The sequence below is a fragment of the Trinickia sp. genome (assembly GCF_051953955.1).
Classification (GTDB): domain Bacteria; phylum Pseudomonadota; class Gammaproteobacteria; order Burkholderiales; family Burkholderiaceae; genus Trinickia.
This window is the reverse complement of record NZ_JBQCIF010000067.1, coordinates 1-25,006: the sequence shown is the minus strand read 5'-3', so window position 1 is coordinate 25,006 and position 25,006 is coordinate 1. Positions and strand designations below refer to the sequence as shown.

The following is a 25,006-nucleotide window of genomic DNA, read 5'->3' as shown; positions in this document are numbered from 1 at the left end:
TCGTCGGCAAAGTGCATCGCGAGCAACGCGCCCGATTCGATACCGGCCGGCGAATCGCACACGATGTAATCGAAGCCCATGCCGGCCAGATCGGTCATCACCTTCTCGACGCCTTCGAGCGTCAGCGCATCCTTATCGCGCGTTTGCGAGGCCGGCAGGACGAACAAGTTCTCGCACTTCTTATCCTTGATCAGCGCTTGGTTCAGATTCGCTTCGCCTTGGATCACGTTGATGAAATCGTAGACGACACGGCGCTCGCAACCCATGATGAGGTCGAGGTTGCGCAGGCCGACGTCGAAATCGATCACCACGGTTTTGTGGCCGCGCAGCGCGAGGCCCGATGCGAAGCTCGCGCTCGTGGTGGTTTTGCCCACGCCACCCTTGCCCGAAGTCACCACAACGATTTTCGTCATTTACCCTAACCCTGTATTCGTCAAATTCGCTAAATTCGCCGATCGAACCCGCGCCGGCGCAGCAGTCGCAATGGCGCACCGTCACGCACTCGCGCACTCGCCCTACGTGAGCCGCAGCGGCTCGATCATCAGTTTTTCTTCGGACAGCCGAATCTGCACCGACTTGCCGATCACGTCGGCCGGCAATGGATTCTCCGTCGTGCGATAGATGCCGGCGATCGAAATCAGTTCCGGCTCGAGACACGTACAGAAAATCCGCGCATCGTGATTCCCGTGCACACCGGCCAACGCGCGTCCGCGCAGTGGCGCGTAAATATGAATATTGCCCTCGGCGATGACTTCGGCCCCGTAGCTCACGAGACCGAGCACGACGAGATCGCCCTTCGCATACACCTGCTGCCCCGAGCGCAATGGCTTGTCGACGATGAGCGTTTGCTGCGGCGTGGCCACGCGAGCATTTTGCTCGGCGGGGGCCGGCGCCGGCTGTGCCGCGGCTGCCGGTTGCGCGCTCGTTGCATCGGCCGCGCCGCCGTTCGAGGCGTCGACTTTCCCGCCGGCCGCGCGCCTGTCGCGCGCTTCGACTAGCGGCAAACCGCCATCGGCCGCCCATTCGCGCTGCGCTTCGCCGGCGACGACACCGATCGGGCGCATGCGCACGCTATCGAGCAACCGTGCGATGTCCGCGACCGAAGCTCGCTCGTTTTCGCCGAGGCGGCGCAGATCGATCGTCACGACCTCGCCCGAGAAGAACTCGGGCGTCGCTTCGAAACGGCGCGTCAGTTCGTTCTTGAGCGCATCGAGATCCGTCGTTTTCACGACGAACTGAAGTGCGTCGACGGAGCCGCTGCGAAGTTCGAAGAAAGGCGTTTTATTCAGCGACATGGGGCGGTGCGGCAAAAAATTTTGCGTATTTTACAGGGGTCTACGCGGCGGGCCAGATTTTTTGCTTTTCGCACGCGCGTGCCAGCGCGCCGCGTCGCACCGCCTAACCGACGCGCAGCGCACGAGCACCTAGGTAGGCGCTCGCCAAGCCTGTGCGAGAAGGGATCGGAAAAAGCGGAAGCGATGCGGCGCCCGGCGCTCACTGCAACGGGCCGTGGCCGGGCTTGACACTGCGCACGAGCAGCGTCTGCCACTCCTGCGGCGCCCGTGCGATCGGCTGGTGCTCGCCGCTGGGCCCGAATCCCAGCGCCTCGTAAAAACGCATCGCGTTGCGGTTGGCGTCGGCGATCCAAGCGTGGATTTCGCTGGCACCGCCCTGAGCGAGCCAACCGCTGGCCGTGTTCACGAGCAGTTCGCCGCCGCGCAGATGCCGCACGGCGGGCGCGACCCACAGTGCGCAGACGAAGGCTTTGTGCTCGGGCGTGTCGTCGAAGTAGGCGCCGATCAGGCCGGCCGGATGTCCCTCGGTGTAAAGAATGAAAGTGGCGGCCGCGTCGGATGCGGCAAACCGCGCGGCGGCGGCGTCAAACGTTTCCGTCTGCTCGGACAAGGCTTCTTCGAGTGTCTCGTCGAAGGCATAAGGCGCATCGCGCAAGGACGCGGCGCGCAACTCGCGCAACACGGCGCCCTGATCGGCGGCTATACGGCGAACAGTCAGCGATGAACTCATGAGACTCCGATGGCTCCGATTTTCACGGATGGGTGGCTAACGCGTAGCTTCGTCCGAACCGGCGGGCGAGTCAAACCTTGTATTTAAACGGGAGACGGAGTACGCGTCTACTCTCGGGCATTGTGCGGAGCACAATAATGGGCGAGAGAGTCGTCGTTTCAGAGTCGTCGTTTTTGTCTGATGATTAGGGAGGGGCCGACGCGGCCCTTCGATTGGACTATGGCGACCAAAGCGCGGTACCGCCGGCATCGGTCGCGCGCAGTGAATCAGCGGAACCTGATGCAGGTAATCCCCGCTTGGTGAGGCCGCAACGCGGTAACCTTGATGGGCTCGAGCGGCTTGTCGTCCGCATCGACCTTCATTACGCCCACCACGCATTGCCGCTCGTGAACCTGCCTCAGCGTTTGGAAGAAGGACTCATCGGCGTCAGGCAGCTTCGGTCCTTCGGCGGCCATCAGGCGATACTTCGCGCCCTTTTGCGGCGTAAACCTCACCGGCATCATGCAGACGTTTTCCTCGTACGACAGATACAGCGGCACGTCCGGCACCACCTTTATCGGCGGTGCGCCGCGGCCGTGGTCGACACGCGTTTTCCCCGTATAGCAGCCTTTTTTGTTCAGCGTCAGCACATAAACGGCGTTGCCCCGTATTTCGACTTCCGCCGATGGCTCGCCATCGTGCGGGAACGGGTATGGCTTGCCCACGGTGGTGCAGCCCGCGATGAGCGCGGGCAGCAGCGCGAATGCCAGTGATTTTGATGGTCTCATCGTTTCTTTGCAGTTGGGTTGGTGCACTATGCTCAACTTCGATAATGGCAATTCAATCGCGGTATCTGCTCGAGCAACATGAGCACGATACGGAAACAGACCGCGTGTCACGGCCAGCATCGATCCCCAAGCGTCAGGGCCGCCGGGCACGCGTCGTCATTTTCTTGCCGTCGCTTTATTACGCGCTTCGAATCAATGACACGACAGTGCCGCCATTCCGTTGATGGTGCCCGTGCTCGGCGTCTGGATACCGTACGCGAGTAGCAGGTATGGCTGCGTTGCTTGCGTGCCGACGAAGCGGCTGATCAGCGTGTAGGCGCCGACGCTGTTGAAGTTCGCGGAATTGGCCGCGACGTTCGATGCAGTGAATGTCTGATTGGAATCAGAGCCGATCGAATAGTTGAGTGAAATGGAGAGCACGGTGAGGTTCGAGCCGCTGTTGAAGCTTGCCGTCACCGTCGCCCCGTTGAGGGTGCCCGGGGCAACGTTACCGGCCGACGACGTTGGCTTCGTCGCTGCGGCCAACGAGCAGCTGAGCGTCTGGCTACCGGATAGCGAGACCGAAACCGGCGTGCCGATGCCATAAGTGCGGCCTTGGTTTGCGTTGTACGAGCCGCCCAAGTTGTCGCTGCCATTCGTCCAACGACCGATCGCGAATTGACCGTTGCCTGCAACCTCTGAAATCGTTGATCCATTTGTCAACGCGATCGAGTCGGTACCATCGCTCAGCCCTATATAGACGCCCGGGGCGAACTCGGTTTGGCCCGAAGCGTCAAATGAGCCCCCCTGCTCCCACCGGCCCGTCGGCAACGAGCCGTTCGTGGTCCAGGTCGGCGCGGAAAGAATCCCCGCGATTTTGCCGTTCACCTGCGTGACTTCTTGAGCAGAGCCGGACACCTGGTAGCTGACCGCTGCGGAGGTTGTCGCGCCGGAAGATGTGCTCGAGGTTCCGGAAGAATTTCCGCCACCGCCGCAACCGGCAAGTGCAAACGTCATGGTTGCCGCGATCAGCAAATCGTTTTTCTTCATTCTCAGGTTTCCTCTTTTTCCTTTGATAGTTGAGGATGGGTGATGCAAAGCCGCCCTGCGGCGGTGGCCGCCGTCGCAGGGCAGTGGATGGTTGCCTCGGATCGATTTCTCGTCGTCTCATGCGCGAGGTTCATTGAGGCGAGGGGCTCGGGCGCCTCTGTTCCCTGTTCGTCGCACGTGGAACTGCGCGAAGCCCTTGGCCTTCGACTTCGCCCAATCACGCTCGCTTTGATGCAATTTCCGATCGTAAAGATCAGAAACGGAATTGCAGGTCCTTCAGTACGCTAACGCTGCCCCAGTTGAACGAGCATGAGCGACCCACCTCAATGCCGACCTTTTTGCCGTCGGTTTCCTGCTGTTCGGAGATGGGCGTACAACCGCCAGAAATCATTACAGTCGGCGTGCCTTGCTTCGATAGCGGAAACTCAACGGCAGCATCCCCGGGAATACGATGCGTCAGTGTGACGCTTTCGATGTAATCGTCCGGCAACGTAAAAATGAGGGCACCGTCGACCCACAGGGTGTAGTAGTCATGTTGGAACGGCGCCTGACTCACACAAAGCTTGCTGACATGGCCTCCGTTAGTTTGCGACTCGCACGTGGGTTCAGCTGCATATGCCGAGCTAGCTACCCCTAGACTCACAAGCAGTGTTGTCAACAACAAACGTTTCATCACTTCGATCCTTATTGATTTTTAGCGCTGCCGATAGTAGCCACAGCAGAAATTACTACGTTCCCAGACACGGCTCTCAAGATCACTTCCCGCTCCGGGCGATTTCAAGTTGATAACTAGGGTCGCGAGACTACTTCGGCTTGTCCGCTTCGTCGTCCTTCACCTTGTAGCTATCTCGAGCTTTCTTGTAGCTGTTGTCGAAGGGTTTGATTTTTAGAAGGTGAGCTCGACTAGCATATCCACCGACTGCGGCAATCCCTAGCCCGAGAACGATTAAAAAACCGCCAAACGGTGCGGGTGGCACAAACTGATAAGCAATAAACATAGTCACCAGCCCGAGCAGAATTAAGGCGACGCGAACCCACCTCTTAAGGTTGCCGTCTTCGATAAACTGTATTCTCACTGTTTCTTACCCCAGTAGTTCGTAAAGCTGTTCCAGTAGCCATTCAAGCGATCCTGCAACTGCTGCCCAAATTGACCGCCGCTAAACGAGTTTGACAGTTCGTTTATTGCCGGAGCAAGCGGAGGATATCGATCCGAGAGGTCATTAGCCAATATGTTGGATATGCTCGATGTGGCGTATTGTCCTACATTAGGCTTTACGAGTTGTGCCAATGCGTCGGCCCCAACGCCAACAACTGTCGAGCCGTAGGCTATCGTCGTAAGCACCGGCGAATAAGGCGAGGGAATCGCAGCGCCAGCCGCAGCAGCAGCCCCCAACCGCCCCGCATTCGTCGATACCATCGAGGCCGCATCCGATGTCGTGTTCCTCATAAAGTTAACATCGTTTCCATTAACCTGCGTGAACGGCCCCGTCACGTCAAATGTATAGCCCTTCTTTCCAGTCTGGTCATAAACAATGTTCGGCACGCCGTTCTGCGCCGATGCGGAATTCGCTAAAATGTAGCTCTGCAATTCCGGATTCGGCTGTGCCGTGATCTGCGTCAGGATCGGCTTGCCATCGCTCGTCGCCCCGCCCGAGATCCATTGTGCCCCTGAATCCGTCGGAGTCTGGCCAATCAACGTAGAAGCTGCGCCCGATTCTTGATCCCCGCCAATCGTGCCACCCATGATGCGCATCTGGTCCTCTATCTGCTGCTCCGTGTACTTGCCACCACTTCCGTCAGCAAGCTTCTTTGCCAGCGCCTTTTCGTCCGCCTTGCTGTCGGTGTGCAACTGCCGATTGTAAAGATCCGCCCTTCGGTCGGCACAGACACGTCGACAAGCGTCACCGGTCTCGCACTTCTGAACTATCGAACGCTCATAAGCAGCAACGCGTAATCACGTCGTTTACCTCGACCGCCCTCTCGGGGAATTCCGTCCGAAATGCCAAAAGTGTTTCCTTCAAAGCATCGCTAAATTGTCGAGCATCAAATACAACCTCAGACGGCTCGATCCCGCTTATTTCAGGGTCAGCCCACACCTTGTACAAATCCCGGCCGTCTGTATTGGGCAAATGGTCGATCTCCCAACCGGGATCGCCAGCCAAGCCGCCGTCCGGCTCCAAGATCGGGCCTAGCCAGTGATCCAACGGCACCGACTGCGTGACCACCCAAGCGAGGACCCAGTACAGCAGTTTCTCCGGTCCTTCGATTTCGTGCGTATGTCCCCACTTCATCTTGCACCTCGTATTGGATATGCGGTAGGCACGGAGGGTGGCACTCCCGGTGTCACCCTGATCGGCACCGCGAACTCAACACCATTTACAATCACTGTCTGACTTGTATTGCCCGTTAGTTGATATTGTGTCAATGCCTTATTCGCCGCTTGACTCGCCATATTCGGCATATCGGGATATACGGATGAGTTGTAAATCGTCTTCGTTGCTGGCTTCTTAGCGCCCGGAAGCTGATACTGCACCTCATAGATGCCCGGACTCGTCTCAACTTTGGAAACCACCGTACCACCTGCGTCCTGGAGGGCCGCCTCAAAGTTAGCCGCGTCGTGCCCCCCCGAAAGTTGCTTGCCCGACGGCATCGGGTTCACCAAATGATCTGCCAGATCAGACCGTACAGTGCCACGCCCAACAAAATCCGCATCCGGCAAAAGTGCATCTGCAGTGCCGAGGGCGCTCGTCGTAGATCGTGCGGCACCGACGTCGACCGCGGTGCTCGCCTCACCGGCCAAGCCAAACGGCGCAGCCATATAGCCCATCGCCTGCGCTGCCGCATTTTCATCGGGCGTCAACTTAAACTGCGGTAACTGCCCACTCTTCCCAGCATCCCCCACCGCAATGTCCAAACTGCGGTTGTACAGATCGATCCCAAGATTTCCAAGCGCCTTCAAATTGCCCGTAGCTATCGCCGACAAGCTCGGACTGGTCGGACTGAGCGTGCCCGGGATCGCCGGTCGATTAGCTGCCGCGTAAACATCCGGGCTTGTTAGCTTAGTCCCCGCGTACTTCGTCGGATCGTTGCGGTCTTGCGTTGTGGCCTGGAACAACGGCATGTGATCGTATCCTGCCGGATTCGCCGCTTGCACTTGATCCAGCCACCCCTGCGCTTGAACATCAGCCCCCGGATGCGCGGCAGCAAACTGCGTATCGACGTCACGCAATGCCTGCGATGACAACCGCTCGAGCGCATTGTCATAGCTCGTCACCCCAGCGTCGGCAAGTTGCTTCGCCTTCTTTCGGATCGCATCGATTTCCGTCTGATGCAACTGCCGATTATACAAATCCGCCCCCAACGCCCCATTCGCCCCACTCAGCGCCCCAGCCGCCCCACCCACTGCGCCACCGACGAGCGTGCCCGCCAGCCCCGACGCCAAATTCGACAGCACCTTCTCACCCGCCGTATCCCCCAGCGCATTGCTCGCCGCATTCCCCGCGATATCGCCCGCCACCGTGCCCGCTACCGCCCCCGAGATACTCCCACCACCGAGCGCCGCGCCAATGCCTGCGACGATCGCATGCGAGCCCATTCGCGCCGCGCCATCATTGCCCCACAGCGCCAGTTGCGCGTTCGCCGCATCCAAATCCGCCTGCGCCTGTGCCGCGGCTTGCGTGTCGCCCTTGTCGTTGGCGTCCTTCAGCCGCTGCTTGGCCTCATCCGCCTTGTGGCCCGCCTTGTTCTCCAACGACGTGGCGATGTCCCCCACGACACGCATCCCGACCTGCACCGTCCCCTGTTGCACGGCCATGTCGTCCTGCAGCTTCGTCGCATCGAAGTCATTCTTCAACGCGCCACTGTTCGCCGTCGTCACATCGCGGCTCAATCCCGCCGTGCTGTCCCGCCCCGTGCCCGCATCCCCGCGCACGGTGATCGCACCCGGGCTCACCGCCGCGTAGGTCGTACTCGATGCGCTCTTACTCTCGCCCGCCATGCCCAACCCCGACGGCCCCAACTGATTGGGGCTCGGGCCTGTCGCCTTCCCGCTCGCATCGACCGGCGTACTCCAACTCACCCCCTTCGGCGTGCTGCTACCCGCCGAGCCGCTGAAGCCCGCACTGAGCGTCGAACCGGACGACTCCGAGACATTCTGCAAGTTGCTGTACCCGAACGTCTGCGTCGACAGCGTGTTCTTGTCCGGCGATGCCGAGCTTGCGATCACGCCACCATCGAGCTGCGTATGGTTGCCCACTTGAATATTGAAGCCGCCGTCGCCCGCGCGGATGCCACTTTGCTCGCCCACCGAGCGGAACCGATCGCGGATCGTCTGATCGCTCGCACTCGCGCTGCCGCTCACCGTCGAGCCATAGCAGAACGGCGGCACGCATACGCTCAGGTTGAAGCCACCGCTCACCTGCTTGCTGTCGTAATTCGCCGTGTCCTGCACGCTCTGAATGTTGAGATCGCGCCCCACGTTCGCATCGACAGCATTGCCCGAGACTTCCGCCCCGCGCAGGTTCGTGTCGCGGCCGCTCGTGATCGATACGCCGTTCGTCGCGGCGATCTGTGTGTCGCGATTCGTGATGCTATCGCCGTTCGCATGGCCCTTGGCGCCGCTCGCGGCCAACTCGAGCGTGAAGCCGTTCTGCTGACCACCCAGTGCAAAGCCCACGCCGATGCTCGCGTTGCTGCTGCTGTTGCTGCTCGCCTGGTGCGTGAGGTCCTGTGCGCTGAGCAAGTTGACGTCGCGCGCAGCGTCGAGCACCACGTCCTTGCCGGTGATGCGCGCCCCGCGCGAATTGATGTCGCCGTCGCTCGCCACGCCGTTCGCATCCTTCGCGCCGCTACCGGTCGCTACCAGCTTGACCGTGCCACCGGCGTTCAGATCGCTCCCGCTGTTGATGCTCTCGCTTTGCTGCGACTCGCTGTGGCTGCTGCCCCCGCCCACGCTGACCGTGACCTTCACCAGCGCCTGATTGCTCGTGCCCTTCGCCGCGAATTGCGCGGCCGTATTGACGGTATCGTAGGCGGCGAGGGCCGCCTTCGCCTTGTCGAGCGCCGCCAACCGAGGATCGCTCGCACGGTGCGGACCCATCGCTTGGCTCAGCGCGGCGACGGCACTGCCGGCCACGCCGCCCACCGCCACCGTCACACCGTATTGGCTTGCGCTTTGGCTCATGCTGCTGCGCTGATCGTCGGTGCCCGGATCGAGGTTCAGATTCTTGCCGATCAACGTCAAATCGCCGGCGGCTGCGAGGTCGGAACCCTGCACCGTCAGGTCCTGCTTGGCGTCCAGCGTGACGTTGCCGCTCTGGCTCACGATCGCGCTACGCACGCCGCTTTGCGTTTGCGCAGCAGTATCCTGGACCATATGAGTTTTCGATACGCCGACGCTGAAGCCCGTGGACGTACCATTGCTGCCCAAGCTACCGACCTGCCGGCTGCTCGATTCTTGATGGCTCGCGTTGGTCTCGAGCCCCGCCAGCACGTTGATTGCGCCGTTTTGCGCCAATAGATCGACGCCCTGCGTGCCCGCGATGCTCGAGCCGATCACGTCGATGTTCCCCGTGTCGCTCTTCACCACGACGCTGTTGCCCGACACTACGCTCGCGGTCTGCTGCATGACCGCCTGTGTGCCGTTCGAGCTCGAGTTGCTGGCGTTATACGGCGACGAACTCGCGCCGCCCTTGTTCGCGGTCCCGGATACCCATCGCGACATATCTGCCAACGTCGGCGCCGCAAGCGAAAAACCCATGCTCGAACTGCTCGATTGCGCGCTCTGCTGCGTCGAATCCGTCGAGGCCTGAAGCACGACGTCGCGATTGGCGTGCAACGACGTCGTTCCGCCCGCGCTGATCGTCGAGCCGATTGCCGTGATGTCGCCGTCGAGCACCTTGCCGTTCTCGTCGCGTACCGCTCCGCCCGTCGCAATCACCGATACGTTGCCGCCGCCGCGGATCGCGCTGCCGCTATGCGTCGAACTCGAGAAGTCCGTCGTGCTCGTGCTTTGGCTACGGCCATATGACAACGACACGGACGGCGTATCCCCGCCGCCGAAAGCCGCCACTTCGTTCATCACGCCGTTCACTCGGCCGAATGCGTTGCCCGACGCGAGGTCCGCCCTGGCGTTGCGAACCATGTCGACCGGCGTGCCTCTGATGCCCACCGTCAGGCCGCTCGATCGCATTTCCTCTTGGTCGTGCGAAGTCAGATCGTCTCGCCCCGGATCGATGGTCACGTTCTGGCCGGCGATCCGGATGTTCCCCGTGGCGCCGGTCGTGTCGTCCGAAGCCTTGCCCGCGACGACGTCGCTGCCGCCGATGTGCACGTCCTTACCGGCCGTGATCGACACGTTGCCCGCAATGCTGCCGACGGTGCTGCGCGCATCGCTCTGCGTAATCGCCTGGCTATCGAACGTCGACTTCTGCTCGGTCGAACCGATCGTTATGCCGAGGCCGCCGCCGGCCATGATTCCCGACGTCTTCTCGTCGCGCATGCGATGCTCGGCGCTCGTATTCGTCGCCGAGACGACGTTCACGTTTCCTTGCGCCAGCAACGTCGTGCCCGCCGCCGATACGATGTTGCTGCCGATGACGTTGACGTCGTTGCCGGACTGCACGTTCGTCGTGTTGCCCGAGAACATCGTGCCTTTGTTCGTCGTGTCCGACAGCGTGTTGCGCGTGGTAATCGTCGTCGACGACAGCCATCCGCTCGTGCCCTTATGCTGATGCGCCTCGTCGACGTTGCGCGTCGATTGGGATGACGTGAGATTGACATCGTTGCCCGCCGTTGCGACGAGCGCACCTTGCTCGCTTGTCGCCGAAGCGCCGCGCGCATTCAGATCATGCCCCGCCGAGAGACGCAAATTGCCGGACGTCTGAATCGATGAGCCGACCTCCTCCGTCGCACTATCCTTGCGCCAGTTGTTGTCGTCCCACTTCAGCGACTGGCTGCTCGATGTCGCGACCGTGTTCAGATCGAGGTCATGGCCCGCGGCGATGGTGGTCGTCCCGCCGGTGCTCTCGTTGCCGATTTGAGAACCGGCAAGCGTCAGATCGTGCCCGGCGGCGGCGATGAGCGTCGCACCGGAGGGATTCGTCACGTACAGCCCCGCCACACGGCTGACGTTCGTGATCGTGCCTTGCGCGTTTGCGTTGCTGTGCGTCGTGGTGGTGCTCGTGAGGTCATGCCCCGCGATCGCGGAAAGGCTGTTCGCGGCATCGATCGTGCCGCCGAGGTTCGTCAAATCGGTATTGGCCCGTATCGCGACGTCGCCGCCCGTGATTCGGCCGCCGAGGTTCTTCACGTTCTCGGCCGTCAGCGAGACGATGTCACGCCCTGCAATCGTGCCTTGATTGACGAGGTCGCCCGAGAGCTTCAGCGCGACCGTCTGCCCCGATATCAACGAGCCCGAGCCGTCGAGGTCACCCGGGTTCACGCGAACGTATACCTGCGGCACGAGCGCCTTCGTCGTTTGTCCGTTCGGCAGTGTCACGTCCTTCTCGACGAGCCAAACGATGTCGCTCGTCAATTGCGCCATTTGCGCTTGCGTCAATGCGATGCCGGGGCGCAGCCCCCACTCCTTCGCATAGGTGACACCGTTGTCGATCAGCGCGCGATACTCCGCCTCGTCGTTCGAATAGCCCTCGATGAACCGGCGCCCCGTCAGTTGCGCGACCTGCTCGCGAACGAGCTTTTGCTCATAGAAGCCGTCGCCGAGGCGCTTTTGTGTCAGCGCCGGGTCGACTTGCAATTGCGTGAGCATGTAATCCGACGACAACCACGTGCGATAGTTGGCGAAGCGCGGATCGGTCTCGATCAGAAACGAGCCGGCCGGGTTCGGGTTGAGGGTGAACAGGCTCGTGTTCGGCACCGTCGTATTGACGATCGCGCTGCGGATCACGAAGGGCTGGCCGTTACTCGCCGCGTTGACCGAGGCGATCTCTGGAACATGGTTGACGAGCTTCGCATTGCCGACCACGACGTTCGCGGCGGCAATGGGCGCGGCCGTCTGCCTCACGGCGCCGACGGTCACGGCGCTGATGCTCGCGCCGGGGCTGCCCGGCGCCGTAAATTCGGTATAGACGGTCGGCGTCAATCGAATGTCGCTGATCGCGGTGGGCGGTGCATAGCTCGACGGACTGCTCCCTGTCTCGTCCCGGCCCTTCCGATGAATGCGCCAATACGCGGTGGCCGTGCCCACGTCGGTCACGGTTTGCTGCCCCGTCACCTCGGTGTTGTTCAGGTTACCGATGTTGCCCGCGAGCGCGCCGCCCGCAATGATCTGGCTCTTGTCGTTGAGCACGTTCCAGGCATTGATCTGCATCGCGCCGCCCGAGGTGATCTTGCCTGGATCGGAGGAGGTGATGACGGTCGCCGTCGTCGTGCGGTCGTACTCGTATTGGTGCCAACTCTCGAAGTCGCCGTCGGGAGTATGCAAATGCAACGACTCGTCATCGTAGGTGTTCACGCCCGGCGTGCCAGCGCGGTAGCGGTTCGGCGACCCGTCACCCTGGTATTCGACGATGTGCTGAGGTCCGCCTTGTTGCTGAACCGCCGTCGCGAAATGCTCGTTCGTGTTGTTGACGTTGACGGCGGACAGCGTCAAATTGCCGAGCGCTTCGATCGATGCGCTATTGTTGTTGACGGTGGCCGCCGAACCGGTCGCGAACCGGCTGCCGTCGAGCGCGCCGCCGATCGCCATGTCGCCCGCACTGAAAATCAGCGCATGCTCGCGGTTCGTCACCGTCTGCGCGGCGATATCGAGCCGGCTGCGCGCGGCGATCGACGCCGCAGTGCCGTTTTCCACGTCGTTGGTCAACGTACCCGTGGAGATGGCGAGATGGTCGCCGTAGATGCGCCCGGTGCCGAGGTTAGTGACGGCACCCGACGATACGGTCGTATCCTGGCCGTCGATCAACCCTCGGTTCGTGATCGTCCCGCCCGCGCTGATCTGCGTCGTCGCGGCGCTGAGTTCGCCGGCCGCGGCGTTGTCGATGTTCCCCGCGCCGACGGTCAGCGTATTGCCGGCCCGCATCGCGGCCTGGTTCGTGAGTCGGCCCGTTGTCTGAAACGTGACGTTGCCGTTTGCCTCGACGTCACCCGTGTTGACGAAGTCGCCGTTCAGGTTCACGCTGAGGTCGCCCTGCGAAAGAACGCTGCCGTCGCCCGACAACCCAGCGCTCTTCACGCCGAGCGCACTGGCTGCGATCAGCGTGCCGCCCGTATTCGTGACTTGCTGGCGCCTGCTCGCCAGATTGCTATCCTGAATCTGGACCGATTGGCGCGACGAGATGACACCGGCGCTGTTGTCGACCGTTCCTGAACCCGTGACCGACAACGTCGTATCGGCTCGCATGGCGCCGGAATGATTGTCGAGCGTATCGGCCGTCACGCTGACGCTCTGCCCTTCGATGCCCTGATCCTTGCCCTGCGTGCCGCGATTGATCAGTTGGCCCGCGGTCACCTTCAACGCACTGCCCGAGCGCACCAAGCTGCCCGTGTTGTCGACCGTGCCGCCGCCCACGTCGAGCGTGACGTTGCCGAGCGCTTGCACGCTGCCGCCGCGGTTGTCGATACCGGTCCCCGTCAGCGAGATGGCTTTTTCCCCGGTGATCTGGCCGCCTTGCACGTTGGTGATCTGGCCGCCGTTCGCCGTGACGTCGCCCTTGGCGCCGATCACGCCCGTCGTGTTATCGAGGTCGCCCGTCGTCAGGGTCACGGTACTCTGGCCGAGGATGCCTCCCGTCGTGCTCGAATTCGTATTGGAAAGCGTTTGGCCGTGCGTGTCGATGCTCAACGTGCCGACGGCCTGCACGGTGCCCGCGTCGTTCGTCAATCGTCCGCTTCGAACGTCGAGCAAGCCGGCTGCAACGATTGCACCGCGCGTGTTCTCGAGTGCAAGCGTGCGGCTATCGACGCGCACGTCGCCGCCCGATACCACGCCATCCGTATTCGTCACGCCGTTAGCCGCGATCGTGACGGATTGCGCGGCTTCCACGCGACCGTGCACGTTGCCGAGGCTGCCCGTCGCCGCGGTCACCGTCGCCGCGCCGTGCACCGAGCCGATCTGGCCGCCCGAGTTGTCGATCGATGCGCCGCCAACCGAGACGTTCTGGTTTGCGGCGAGCAGTCCGGCGACATTGCTCAGCGTTCCGGTCGCCTGAACATCGAGCGCACCGCCCGCCGTCAGCGTGCCGCTCGCGTTCGACGCCGTTGCGGCGCGCACGGTTGCGTCACCGCCCGCGGTGACTTTTCCTTGCGCGCTGTTGTCGAGTAGGCCCGATGCGGTCAGCGTCAGCGACGACGTTCCCGTCGTCTGAATCGTGCCGCCCTGATTGCTCAAGCTGCCGGTGCTCACGGTCGTGTCGCCGTTCGAGGCGAGCGTGCCGCCGGTGTTGTCGAGCGAAGCATCGGCTAGAACCGATGCACTCCCCGTACCGGTTTGAACGAGTTGGCCGTGCCGATTCGATAGCGTCTGCGCATGGATTCGAATCGTGCCCGCGGACGTATTGCCGTTATCGAGCGTGGTTGTTTGCGACGTCATGGCCAGCGCGCCGTTCGATGCAATCGAGCCGCCTGTGCCGTTCACCGTGGTCGCATTCACCGTCAACGTACCGGTGCCGGCATGCTCGATATGGCCGCCGGCATTCGTCAGCGTCTGAGCACCGATGGACAGGTTGTCGCTGTTCGTGGCGATCCGCCCGTTCGTGTTGTCGAATTGCCCGGGCAGTTGGATCGATAGATCCGACGAGCCCGTCTGCGCGATGTTGCCCTGTACGTTGGACATATCGTGCGCGGCCAACGACACACGATCGGCCGATATCACCGCGCCATCGGTGCGCAACGTACCCGAGGCATTCATGCTCAATGCCTGCGTCGCCGACATGGTGGACCGGCTCGCATCGACGTCGCCCGCGCCGGCCGTCAGCGTGACGTTCTTCCCCCCGCTCTGGCTCCCGGCGAGACTGATCGCGGCGCCGCTTGCAGTCAGATCCGCACTCGCGAGGTTCTGCCCTTGTGCGCTGATCTGTCCGGTAGCCGTGAGCCCGAGCGTCCCGCTCCCGCCGAGGGTGCCGTCGCTGAGCAGGCCTGCCGCCAGCAACGAACCCGATTGGCTGTCGATCGTGCTCGTCGCCCCCGTGGCCGCAACGGTGGTGTTGCCTTGCGCTGCGATCGTGCCGGTGTTGACGACGCTGCCGCGCGTCGTCAGTTGCGTGTCGCCTTGCGCATAGACGGTGCCCGAGTTCGTCATGCCGGCGTTCGTGTCGGCATGCACGGCGCCGCTCGCGGTGATGCGTCCGCTGTTTTCGAGGCGCCCGTCCGCCGTCACGACGACGTCGCCCGCCGATGCCCCGATCTGTCCGGCGTTGCGCACGCCGACGCCCGCCTCGGTGCCGACCAACGTAATCCGGCCCGCGTACATGCCGCCCAGGCTTGCGACGTCGAGCCCGAAGGCCGGTGCGGCGCCGCTTGCGGCGATCGGCGTCGTCTGCGTGTGATCGGCGCTGACCTCGTTGGCGCCGGTCGTGACCTTCAGCGTGTTGGCCCAAATGCCGGCGTTCACCTGAACCGAGCGCGCGATGATGTCGGTGAAATCGGTGCGGCTTGCATCGAGGCCTGCGCCCGAAATGCTGACGGTGCCGCCTTGCACGCGGTAGCTGTCGAGATTCCCGCCGTTGATGACAGCCGAGCCCGTGGTCAGCGTCGCACGGTTGGCATTGATGAAGCCGCATCCATCGCACGAGATGCCGGCCGGATTGGCGATCACGACTTGCGCGCGATCGCCCGCCACCTCGACGTAGCCTCGCAACAGGCTCGGATTGCTCGAGTTGACTTCGTTCAAGATGACGCGTGCAGTGCCTGCCGCCAGCCACGGGTTGCCTTGCACCCAACCGCCGAGCTGCGTTTGCACGGGATTGCGCGAATTGTTGAGGACGGCACCGTTCGAATTGACGTCGAACTGGCTATACGTATTGCGCGAGACGCCGGCGGCGCTCGGCGTCTGGATGTTGACCTGCGGTAAGCCGTTGCCCGTCGTGAGCACCGTGGGCTGCTGCGTGCGAGGAGCATGCGGGTCCGCGACGATTTGCGCATGCGCGGCAATGCTCACGAGTCCCAACGCCAACAGCATCGAGTATTGCAACGGCCGGACGACGGCGACCACGCTCGCCATCGTGTGTTGCGCCTCGTGTTGCATCGCGCTTGGCCTGCGCGACGTGCCGGGCGCTTTACCGTCGCTCGCCACATCCTCGGCCACGGCCATCAGTTGGCCGCGCGTCTTGTTGAATACGATTCGGTAGAGGTATTTATTCATCGTTCGTTTTCCCCGGAATTCGGCAGCGCACGCGCGATCGGATGATCGAAGAACCACGCTTGCGCTTCTTCCTTCATCACCGCGATGCCTCGGAATTCCATCACGCGCAGCCCGCGTTCATCGCCGCGGTGATAGAGCGAGCGGAAGCTGCAGTCGGCGAACAGGCGGGCCGTGACGTGGCGCATCGCCCGGGTGTGGCCGAACGGCGCTACCCAGTCCAGTAGCCACAACCGAGCCCCGCTCGACCAATCGGCGTCGAGCATGTGCTCGGGCGAATTGCCGACATAGCGGGCTTCCGCTTCTTCGCTGAAGCTTGCCCACGAGAGGTACGACACCGGCTTTCCGGCTTCCGTCGCGAGAATGAATTGCCCGCGCTTGATCGCGGGCAACAGCAGCGTCGGCAAGACCTTCAGCGGCGCGTCGCGATGCGAGGATGAATGCAGCCAGAGCCATACGGCGCTGCCCAGCGCTTCCGCCTCGTTGCAGGCGGTGCGCAAAAGGCGCGGGGCGATGATGTCGAGTGATCCGAATTTCATGCGTCGCTCCTCAGTACGACCAACTGGCGTTGAATCCCGCCGTGGTGCTCGCGGTTTGGAACCCGCTCGGCTTGCTGATGGGACGCCCGGCAAAGAGATCCCAATAGAGATGCTTGTAGCCGCCCCGCAGGCCAATGACCGCCCCGGCCAGATGCGTGCCGGCCAACTGTTGCGCCGACGGGCCGCCCACTTCGCCGTAGTCGACGCCGAGATAAAGCTCCTGCCCCGTGCCGCCGATCGTCCAGCCGAGCTCATTGCGCAAGAGCCATCCGCGATCGCCGAGCAGCGTGTTCTCGCCGTCGTAGCCGCGCACGGTGTAGCGTCCGCCGATCTGAAAGCGATCCTGCGGCACGAGCGGCGTGCGATTCCATTGCGCACGCCACGCGGCGTTGTACCTGAAGCGTTGCTTAGCCACGACGAACGGCACGTTCAGTTGCGCATCCGCCGTCACGAGGGCCGAGCGCGACGTGCCCTCGCCGAACGTTTCCTCCGGTGCCGGCAAAGAAGACAGCATCCCCGTTCCATGCCGATATCCGACGTCGGCATCGAGCGTGGCAGCCCCGATGAACTCGCGATGCGTGAGGCCGACCTCCCAACCCGCCATGCGACGCCGCTGTACCTCGACTTCGGTGTCGTCGATGTAGTTGTGCGAGTTGCGCAGCCACAGCGAGGCATAGGCGCTCGTCTTGCGCACGGCGTCTCGGTAGAAGAGCCGAGACAGACGCAGCTCCGTGTTTTCGGTGCTGCCGCTATAGACGTAGGTTTGATTCGCACCGGCTACCGATTGGCGGTAGTCGTAGCCGCTCGTGGTGAAGCTGAGCAGCCAATAGTCGTAAGGCACTTCGTAGTGGACGGTGTACCCTTGCGTGCCCCTGCCGCCGCCATAGCCTACGAAGCCGAGGTCGTGACTGAGGCTGACGTAGAACAGATCGTTGAGCAGCAGCCAGTCGTCGTAGGAGACGGTCACGCTGCCCTGATACTTGCCCGTGTATTTGCTGCCCGAATCGTCCACCGATACGGAGATCCGAAACGGGAACGCCTGCTTCCATTTGATGACGAGGTCGCTCTCGCCCGGCTTCGCGTCGGGGCCATCGGCCGGCGTGATTTGAATGTCGGCGTCGGCCGTCGGCACGCGCTTGAAGTTCTCGAGCGCCTGCTCGATGTCGCGGACATTGAGAATGTCGCCCGGACGCGCGGGCACCGCGTTCCATTTCGTCGCGCGGCGGCTGCTGTCCTCCGAAAAGCGGATCGTGCGGATGCGGCCCGGAATGACCGTCAGCGTCAGCGTGCCCTGCTTGAGGTCTTGCGGCGCAGCCAACACGCGCGTCGTGACGAAGCCGCGCGCGATGATGGCGTTTTGCACGCGCTTCATCGTCAAGCCGATGCCTTCGCCCCCTAGGCAACGCCCCGTTGCTCGATCGTCCGATGGGTCCGCTGCCTTGAGCGCCCATTGAAAGCGGGCGGCGGCATCGCCGACGAGCACGATGCGATCGATCCGAAAGCACGGCGATTCGTGCTCGGGCAAGCGCTCGGCGCCCGCCTGGACCGGCCGCTCGAGCCGCACGTCGGGCGCCGCTTCCTGCTGCGCTCTCAGTGCGCGCTCGCGTTCTTGCTGGCGCAGTTCTTCCTGTACGTTTTTGTCCGCCGGTGCGGCCTGCGCCCACGCACCCGACATCGATACTGCCCACAAACAAAAGGCGGCGCACGTCGCACCGCCTCGGCGAATGAAATTGCCCCGTTCCATTCCTCTCGGCCCCGAAATTCTGTTCTGTTTTGTTTTGGCGTCGATCGACTTGTTATTGGTCCGACGCTTGTAACGGGCCGAAATATATCAGAATTTTCCGAAACAAATGGAAGAGGAACGCAATCTTGACAGCCGCATGCAACTAATGTAGCGCATTCGCTTTAGATCGGTCGGACGACTCGTGGAATCAAGGCCGCGCGGGCCGGCGAATCACGGTTTCGGGCAAGAGCCGTGATTCAATTCTTCCGGTGCGTCGATGTGAATTTCAGGAAATCCCTACACCGTAACGTGTGGCTTTTTCGCTGCTGCACTCGCCCGCATTCATTGCGCCATTGTGCTTGCTATAGCGCTAAGCCCGAGCCCACGGGAGCGCTGGAACCATCAGCGTTCGAATCAGGGGCAATCCCATCTAGACACCGAGGCAGCAACGACATTTCACGTTTGCGCAAGGGCTTGCTATAGAGAAACCCCTGAGCAATCGGGCAGCCGTTTCGCTCGAGAAAATTCGCTTGTTCGAGCGTCTCGACGCCTTCCGCGACGACTTGCTGACCAAAACACCGTGCGATGGAAAGAATCGCTTTGACGAGTTCCGCGTGGCGCCGATCCACCGCCACCTTTTGAACGAAGGTTCGATCGATCTTCAAGACATCGATCGGAAAGCGAGCCAAATAGCTCAACGACGAATACCCCGTGCCGAAATCATCGATGGCAATGGAAACGCCCATCTTTCTGAACCAGCCGAGCGTGGTCAGAACGGCATCGTTTTCCTCGAGCAAGATGCTCTCGGTAATTTCGAATTCGAGCCATTCGGGACGGCAGCCGGTTTCTTCGAGCACGCCCGCTATGGTCGAGCCGAAACCCACGGATTGAAATTGCCTGGCGGACAGATTGATCGCAACTTTATGCGTCGCAGCCGCATTCCGATTCCATTCGATCGCGGAAAGACAGGCCTCGTGCAGGACCCATTTGCCAAGGTCTACGATGAGACCGGACTCTTCCGCGATCGGAATGAAGGTATTCGGCATGACGAGTTCACCGCCTGGCCGATTCCACCTCAACAGCGCCTCCGAGCCGACCACCGTTCGGTCTTTCAGCGAGATTTTTGGATGGTAGTGGAGTTCGAACTCTTGGTGTTCGATCGCGCGGTGCAGTTGAGACTCGAGCCCGAGACGTGCAGCCGCATCGCGCGTGAGGTCCTTCGCGTAAAAGCGGAAACCGCGGCGCCCCGATCGCTTCGCGAGATACATCGCCGAATCCGCGTATTTGATGAGATCGTCGGCGCTAGTGCTGTCAGTCGGATGAATCGCGATGCCGATGCTGCAAGAAACGAAAACGTCGGTGCCATCGAGCACGAACCGTTGGTTGAATCGCTCGATGATGCGCTGCGCGATACGTTCGATATCGGCACGGCTTTCAGCGTTGGGAAGAAGAATGGAGAATTCGTCGCCGCCAAAGCGAGCTACCACGTCTTCGGCACGGACACACGCCCGCAAACGCCTTGCCACCTCACGCAGCATCTCGTCGCCGACAGCGTGTCCCATCGTGTCGTTGACGTCCTTGAAGCGGTCCATGTCGACCATCATGACCGCGGCGAGCGACTTCGGACCTGCCGACGGCGCGGTGACGACTTTGCGCAGGCTCTCGCTGAAGTAGGCCCGATTGCTCGCCGACGTCAACGGGTCGTGGTACGCCATCCATTCGATGTGTTTGCGCGACGCATTCAATTCGGTGATGTCGCGCGCAACGGCCAGTACGCTTTCGACGGTGCCGTCCTCGCCGAACTCGGGCGCCATTTTGACGAGGTAGCAACTGTCCGGGCTGCCATCGGCGTGCCAGCGGGACGAGGCTTCGAACTCGAGGTTCTTGCCCGTGCGAAAGACTTCATCGAGTTTCGCTTCGTACTCCATCGCGGCCACACCGCCCGAGAGAATCGCATTGGACGAAAGCGGCAATTCACGCGGCCTCTTCCCGATTAGCCCGGCCGCGCCGCCCTCCCCGCCGGCGAGCGCGGCGAATATTGGATTCACGTAGACGCGGCGTAATGCTCGGTCGTATCGAATGATGATGTCGGGCGAATGCTCGACGAGCGTTCTGAATTCTTTCTCCCGCTCGGCCAGCATCGTTTCGACATGCTTGCGCTCCGTGACGTCGCAGCCGATCGCCAGCACACTGACGACTTCGCCGCGATCGTCTCTTTCCGGAATCAGGCTTACCTCGTGCCATCGCGGTTCGCCGTCAGCCCCGAGAACCGTTTGACCGACGCAAGGCACCGGCTCTCCTGTAGCCGCGACATGAGCGACGGCTGCCGCGATCGCGGCATGCGTAGATCGAATCTCCGTGCCGATCAGTTGCGCGGCCGACTTCATCAAGGTTCGTTCGAGAACGGCGTTGACGTAAAGATACCGGCCCGTTCGATCCCACCGGGCGACGTTGGCGGGGAGGTTATCGGCCAGCGAGTGGGCCTGGCGTTCGCTCGTGAAAAGCGCTTCGCTCATTTGTGCGTATCGCGCTCGGTCTGCTTCCGCTTCCGAGACGAACGCTTCGGTGACGACGCGAAGACGCGAGGAGAGGCCCATGAGTTCAGGCCGGTATTGTCCCGGCGAGCCTGCTTGCTCATCGGTCTGCATGCGGCGGACGAGCACATCGATTTCGGCCGCAATGCCCAAGAATTGCTCAGCGAGACGCACGATATCGAACATTCCCCCATGCTCCACGTTTGTTTTCGGCGGCTGTCGGGCAGTGCTCTTTCGCCCGAATGTTCTTTGATTGGTCGCCCCTAGCGGTGCCATGGCGCAGTGCCTCTGTGTTCGGCATCTGCTTATCCGGGTAAACGGCTTTCCGCCGCGTGCGCTTTACAGCGATCGATGTAAGGGTTTCCTGAAATGGGGGTGGGGACATCCTTGGGGGCGACGAACGCCCGGGCAGCCAAGCCGGGTTAGTTGCGCTTGTTGGATGGAGGGGTCTTGCCTTCTGGCGGAGATCGTCGCTGCCCGATGACAAACGCGGAAAAAGGCCGAGAACGGGGGTCCCGCCGATCACCCCCGCTACCCAATCATGGCCGTGCATCGCGAGATAAGCCGAAAGCGTCAAAGCGAAGCAACCCATGATCAGCCCCGAGAACATGCTCCCGATCCGCTCAATTCCCACGAGCGTGTCCACGCGTTTCGTCTCGGAACGACGGAATCGACCTTCCTCGGCTGCTTGGTCGAACACCCAATCGACTTCTTAGGCAGAATTTCCTTAAGACGTTCGATCTGCGCCATCGGTAGCAATGGCGCATCTGACTCATGATGAGAGAGCGTCAGGCTACGGTCCCTCTCCTTAACTTGCGCTGTTGTTTGCCCGCCCATGCGCCCCCGTTAGTGCTCGACGTGATGTCCTTTCAACGCGAGCAGTGACGCGGCGCATGTCGGCGCCGACCACCGCAAAATCGCGCGCTTGATCACCCGCACGCGGCCGATCATATTCGGGAGCGGTGCCGAATGCGTTCAACGCGGCTCCCATGCCAGCCAACATGCTCAGCAGGTGTTTCATGGCGTGCTCCACTGAAGTCAAGACGCTATTTACGTCGATGTACGAAATTCTGGCAAGGCACCTTCGAAAATATAGGACCAAGGGTAGAGATGTACCTGGGAGGCGAGCCTATGCTCACCGTGCATTGGTATGCGATTCGCGCGTTTCGGTTACGTCGAGGTAGCCATGAAAATCGGATCTGCTGAGTGGTGGAAAGATCGTACGGCGTTGCTTGTCGTTTCGTTGATATTTGCGGCGCTGGCCTGGGGTTTTGGGCACGTAGCGGGCGAATGGAGTTCGCTGATTCTGGGCGTCGTTGTTTTTGTCGCTCTATTCACGGAGAACCGCCGACTCCGGCGGGAGGTCAAGCGCCTTACCGAAAACACCAGGCCCAGCGAGCACTGATTCCGTCACGTCGCCGCGTAGCGGCCCCGAAGGGCTTGGACTTGACGGGCATCGAAAAGAAATACGCTCGGCAGTGGGCAAGGGGCAGGCCTCACCTGCCCCTCCCTTCGAAAGAGCATCGACAAATCTTCATAATGAGCGCGAGGTTGTGCTGCTAACGCCATTTGAGAACGGCCAGCAACTACCGCCTACTGGCCGCCCGAGCTGTTCATCGCATACAAATGCTTTAGCAACTCCGGCAGCGCCGTTTGCACGGTATCCCATACAACGTCCAGGTTGATATCGAAGTAGCCAGACGCGCGGATTGACTGCCCGATACCGGCCCGCAGCTTCGCGCACTGCGCCTCGCTTCAAATCCAGCACAACAGACGGTCGCATGAGCATCCTCTGCACTTTGAACGGGGAAAGCACCAAGGAGCACGGGCTTCGCGTCACGAGCAGTTTCAGGAACCGCGCTGGACTGGAGCCCACAGACAACCGTGGCTGCTAATGTAAGCGAACCGTGCGGCCGCCGATCGGCAACGCCCGCCTCTGCCAGCCTCGATTCGCGGACCCAAAACAAAAAACCCCGCAAGCCATCGGCGTTACGGGGTTTCTGCTGGAATTCTGGCGGAAAGGGTGGGACAGCTTCCCCATCGCGCCAAATGCCATATAAAACAATCGCTTAGCCCTGTTGGCGAAATATCAGTGTACCACCAGTTGTGTACCAGTCAAGTTTGCAACGCGTTGCAAAGTGATATGCTCACGCTCGCGCCGCGTTGACCACCCGCGACGGCGCGAACACCAACTAAAACGAGAGAGAGCATATGGGCCAAACCTGCGCAGCAGGCTTCTATCCGGTATTCAAGGACAACATGGCGGCGATCGGCCTGACCGCGCCACCGAACCTCTTTTCGTCGCAGGTCAGCGCGCTACAGACCATCGGGCAACTTGCTGGCTTAATCAAAACCTTCGGCATGCGCGTAACGGTCGGCGAACTCATCGGCGCAGGCGATCTGACAGACAAGCTCGCTTTTGCCGGTGCGCTGTACGCGTCGTACTATCTGGGCGGCACTATCGGGAGTCTTATGGTTGCCGGGAACGCCTTCTACGCATGCAAGGCAGGGCCGGGCGCGGCATCACGCATGCACCAAGCGCTGTTCGCGTCGGGGATCGCACTGATTCAACCGATGCACCTTTTTCTGATGAACCATCCCGAATTGTTCGACACGTCATCGCCGAATCGGCGCATGTACGGCATTCATGCTCAGGCCGGCACGGGGTTAAAGTGATGAAAACGTGGCTTCTCGATCGCGCATTGCTCGTTCTCGCGGCGGTAGGATTCGTCGCCGCCGTCCTCGTTTCGTCGCGATGGCTAGGTAACGAAAACCTTTACTCGGCCATCACGGCGATTACGATCGTCGCGCTTTGGTTCAAAGTCGCACGCTTGACGAAACTGCTGCGCGAGCATGGTATCGATCCATATCAGAAGCGCGCGAAAGACAAGTCAGGGCCGATTTCCTAGCGTGCAGATGCAAGCCAAGCCGGCGGCTCAATGTCCTCCGGTCGACTGGACAGGACGGCGCGGACCTCGGACCACAGCGTATCGTCGTAAAGGCGCAGCCCCCCGCAGCGCGGGTCTTGGCTCTGATACACGAGTCGGTGCGCCAGCAGGACTTCGGCGTGTAACGGCTCGACGCTGTAGATCAATCGGCCGGATTCCGTGACCGGGATGCCGTTCGGGACGTTGCTGAACTGCTTGAACAGGCGGCGCGAGGACCGCTCAGCGATGGTGCTCATTTGCGCATTCTCCTTATTTTGAAACTGGTTGCAAAACCGAAGAGACCGATCGGCCACCGTTGCCGGGACGAGGGATGACAAACTGTGCTCCGGCGAACCACGGTACTGAGAAAACGAAGGGTGGTCTGTGGGACCAAGCTGATCGGTCCGGCGGACCACTCTCAACTCACGCTGACCACATAGCCACGCGTACGCAGCCGCATGATGGTCTGGCGGCTGGTACTCACCTCTCGGGCGACGGCAGACACCGAATGCCCCTCAGCAAGGCGCGCCAGTGCCAACGATTCCTGCTTGTCGCTCAACGCCTTCGGGCGGCCCAGCGCTTTCCCGGTTTCTCGCGCACGAGCGAGTCCGGCGGCGGTACGCTCTAGCAGCAAGTCGCGTTCGAACTCGGCGACCGCAGACAGCACTGTCATCGTCATCTTGCCGGCTGGGCTTGTGAGGTCTGCCCCACCCAATGCGAGGCAGTGGACGCGGACACCCAGCGTTGCCAATTCTTCTACAGTTGCGCGGACATCCATCGCATTGCGGCCCAGCCGATCCAGTTTCGTTACGACCAGCACGTCGCCCGTCTCCAGTCGGTCGAGCAGCTTTGAAAAGCCAACGCGTTGCCTCGCGGTAACGGACCCGGACACCTGCTCGGCAACTATGCGGCGCGGCTCAATGTTGAACCCCGCCGAGCGGATTTCGTGGATCTGGTTCTCTGTAGTTTGCTCGGCTGTTGATACCCTGCAATAGCAAAACACTCGGCTCACCTCACACCCCGGCATTCGAAAACGATGGCCGGAGATTAACTCCGTGGTGCCGTAGGTTCAACTATATCGAGCAAGAATCCCGACGACCACGGGCTGCCTAGCAAGGCTATTTCCCATGCCGCCATTCAATTTGA

19 protein-coding genes are annotated in these 25,006 nt (G+C 61.6%); 3 read left to right on the top strand and 16 right to left on the bottom strand.

Annotated features, from left to right (window positions below; genetic code table 11):
• The 14 genes from ACTHNZ_RS12780 to ACTHNZ_RS12715 form a co-directional block, all read right to left on the bottom strand.
• On the bottom strand, positions 1–413 hold a 413-nt coding region (locus ACTHNZ_RS12780), incomplete at its 3' end, for an AAA family ATPase (RefSeq protein WP_440542865.1).
• Positions 414–515: 102 nt separating this feature from the next.
• Positions 516–1,295, bottom strand: coding sequence for a septum site-determining protein MinC (minC, locus tag ACTHNZ_RS12775; RefSeq protein WP_440542864.1), 780 nt, complete (start codon positions 1,293–1,295; stop codon positions 516–518).
• A gap of 199 nt (positions 1,296–1,494) precedes the next feature.
• Positions 1,495–2,025, bottom strand: coding sequence for a GNAT family N-acetyltransferase (locus tag ACTHNZ_RS12770; protein WP_440542863.1), 531 nt, complete (start codon positions 2,023–2,025; stop codon positions 1,495–1,497).
• Positions 2,026–2,291: 266 nt separating this feature from the next.
• The gene (locus ACTHNZ_RS12765) at positions 2,292–2,903 is read right to left on the bottom strand and encodes a hypothetical protein (RefSeq protein ID WP_440542862.1); all 612 of its coding nucleotides are present in this window, start codon (positions 2,901–2,903) and stop codon (positions 2,292–2,294) included.
• 81 nt (positions 2,904–2,984) lie between these two features.
• On the bottom strand, positions 2,985–3,821 hold the full coding sequence (locus ACTHNZ_RS12760; RefSeq protein ID WP_440542861.1) for a hypothetical protein: 837 nt from the start codon (positions 3,819–3,821) through the stop codon (positions 2,985–2,987).
• 253 nt (positions 3,822–4,074) lie between these two features.
• Positions 4,075–4,494 (bottom strand): hypothetical protein, encoded by a 420-nt coding sequence (locus ACTHNZ_RS12755; RefSeq protein ID WP_440542860.1) that lies wholly within the window; start codon positions 4,492–4,494, stop codon positions 4,075–4,077.
• Positions 4,495–4,624: 130 nt separating this feature from the next.
• Positions 4,625–4,897 (bottom strand): hypothetical protein, encoded by a 273-nt coding sequence (locus tag ACTHNZ_RS12750; protein ID WP_440542859.1) that lies wholly within the window; start codon positions 4,895–4,897, stop codon positions 4,625–4,627.
• A complete protein-coding gene (locus ACTHNZ_RS12745) occupies positions 4,894–5,670 on the bottom strand; it encodes a hypothetical protein (protein WP_440542858.1) in 777 nt (258 codons plus the stop codon). Before ACTHNZ_RS12745 ends, ACTHNZ_RS12750 begins: the two co-directional genes overlap by 4 nt.
• Positions 5,671–5,755: 85 nt before the next feature.
• On the bottom strand, positions 5,756–6,112 hold the full coding sequence (locus ACTHNZ_RS12740; protein ID WP_440542857.1) for a hypothetical protein: 357 nt from the start codon (positions 6,110–6,112) through the stop codon (positions 5,756–5,758).
• Positions 6,109–16,140, bottom strand: a complete 10,032-nt coding sequence (locus ACTHNZ_RS12735; protein WP_440542856.1) for a hemagglutinin repeat-containing protein — start codon at positions 16,138–16,140, stop codon at positions 6,109–6,111. Before ACTHNZ_RS12735 ends, ACTHNZ_RS12740 begins: the two co-directional genes overlap by 4 nt.
• Entirely contained in the window at positions 16,137–16,676 is a 540-nt protein-coding gene (locus tag ACTHNZ_RS12730; protein WP_440542855.1) for a toxin-activating lysine-acyltransferase, read from the bottom strand. The genes ACTHNZ_RS12735 and ACTHNZ_RS12730 overlap by 4 nt, the downstream gene beginning before the upstream one ends.
• A 10-nt stretch (positions 16,677–16,686) precedes the next feature.
• Positions 16,687–18,351: a ShlB/FhaC/HecB family hemolysin secretion/activation protein gene (locus ACTHNZ_RS12725; RefSeq protein WP_440542854.1), complete on the bottom strand. Its 1,665-nt coding sequence runs from the start codon at positions 18,349–18,351 to the stop codon at positions 16,687–16,689.
• Between the two features lie 410 nt (positions 18,352–18,761).
• On the bottom strand, positions 18,762–21,119 hold the full coding sequence (locus ACTHNZ_RS12720) for a sensor domain-containing protein (RefSeq protein ID WP_440542853.1): 2,358 nt from the start codon (positions 21,117–21,119) through the stop codon (positions 18,762–18,764).
• A 622-nt stretch (positions 21,120–21,741) separates the two neighbouring features.
• Entirely contained in the window at positions 21,742–21,954 is a 213-nt protein-coding gene (locus ACTHNZ_RS12715; protein WP_440542852.1) for a hypothetical protein, read from the bottom strand.
• A gap of 165 nt (positions 21,955–22,119) precedes the next feature.
• Between ACTHNZ_RS12715 and ACTHNZ_RS12710 the strand changes: the two genes are divergently transcribed.
• The 3 genes from ACTHNZ_RS12710 to ACTHNZ_RS12700 all read left to right on the top strand — a co-directional run bounded on the left by ACTHNZ_RS12710 (position 22,120) and on the right by ACTHNZ_RS12700 (position 23,842).
• On the top strand, positions 22,120–22,338 hold the full coding sequence (locus ACTHNZ_RS12710) for a hypothetical protein (protein WP_440542851.1): 219 nt from the start codon (positions 22,120–22,122) through the stop codon (positions 22,336–22,338).
• Between the two features lie 806 nt (positions 22,339–23,144).
• Positions 23,145–23,609, top strand: a complete 465-nt coding sequence (locus ACTHNZ_RS12705; RefSeq protein WP_440542850.1) for a hypothetical protein — start codon at positions 23,145–23,147, stop codon at positions 23,607–23,609.
• Complete coding sequence (locus tag ACTHNZ_RS12700; protein WP_440542849.1) at positions 23,609–23,842, top strand: hypothetical protein; 234 nt, start codon at positions 23,609–23,611, stop codon at positions 23,840–23,842. Before ACTHNZ_RS12705 ends, ACTHNZ_RS12700 begins: the two co-directional genes overlap by 1 nt.
• Here ACTHNZ_RS12700 and ACTHNZ_RS12695 read toward each other — a convergent pair.
• Positions 23,839–24,117: a hypothetical protein gene (locus ACTHNZ_RS12695; RefSeq protein WP_440542848.1), complete on the bottom strand. Its 279-nt coding sequence runs from the start codon at positions 24,115–24,117 to the stop codon at positions 23,839–23,841. The two genes, ACTHNZ_RS12700 and ACTHNZ_RS12695, sit on opposite strands and share 4 nt — an antisense overlap.
• Before the next feature lie 161 nt (positions 24,118–24,278).
• Positions 24,279–24,872, bottom strand: a complete 594-nt coding sequence (locus ACTHNZ_RS12690; RefSeq protein ID WP_440542847.1) for a recombinase family protein — start codon at positions 24,870–24,872, stop codon at positions 24,279–24,281.
• Positions 24,873–25,006: the final 134 nt, after the last annotated feature.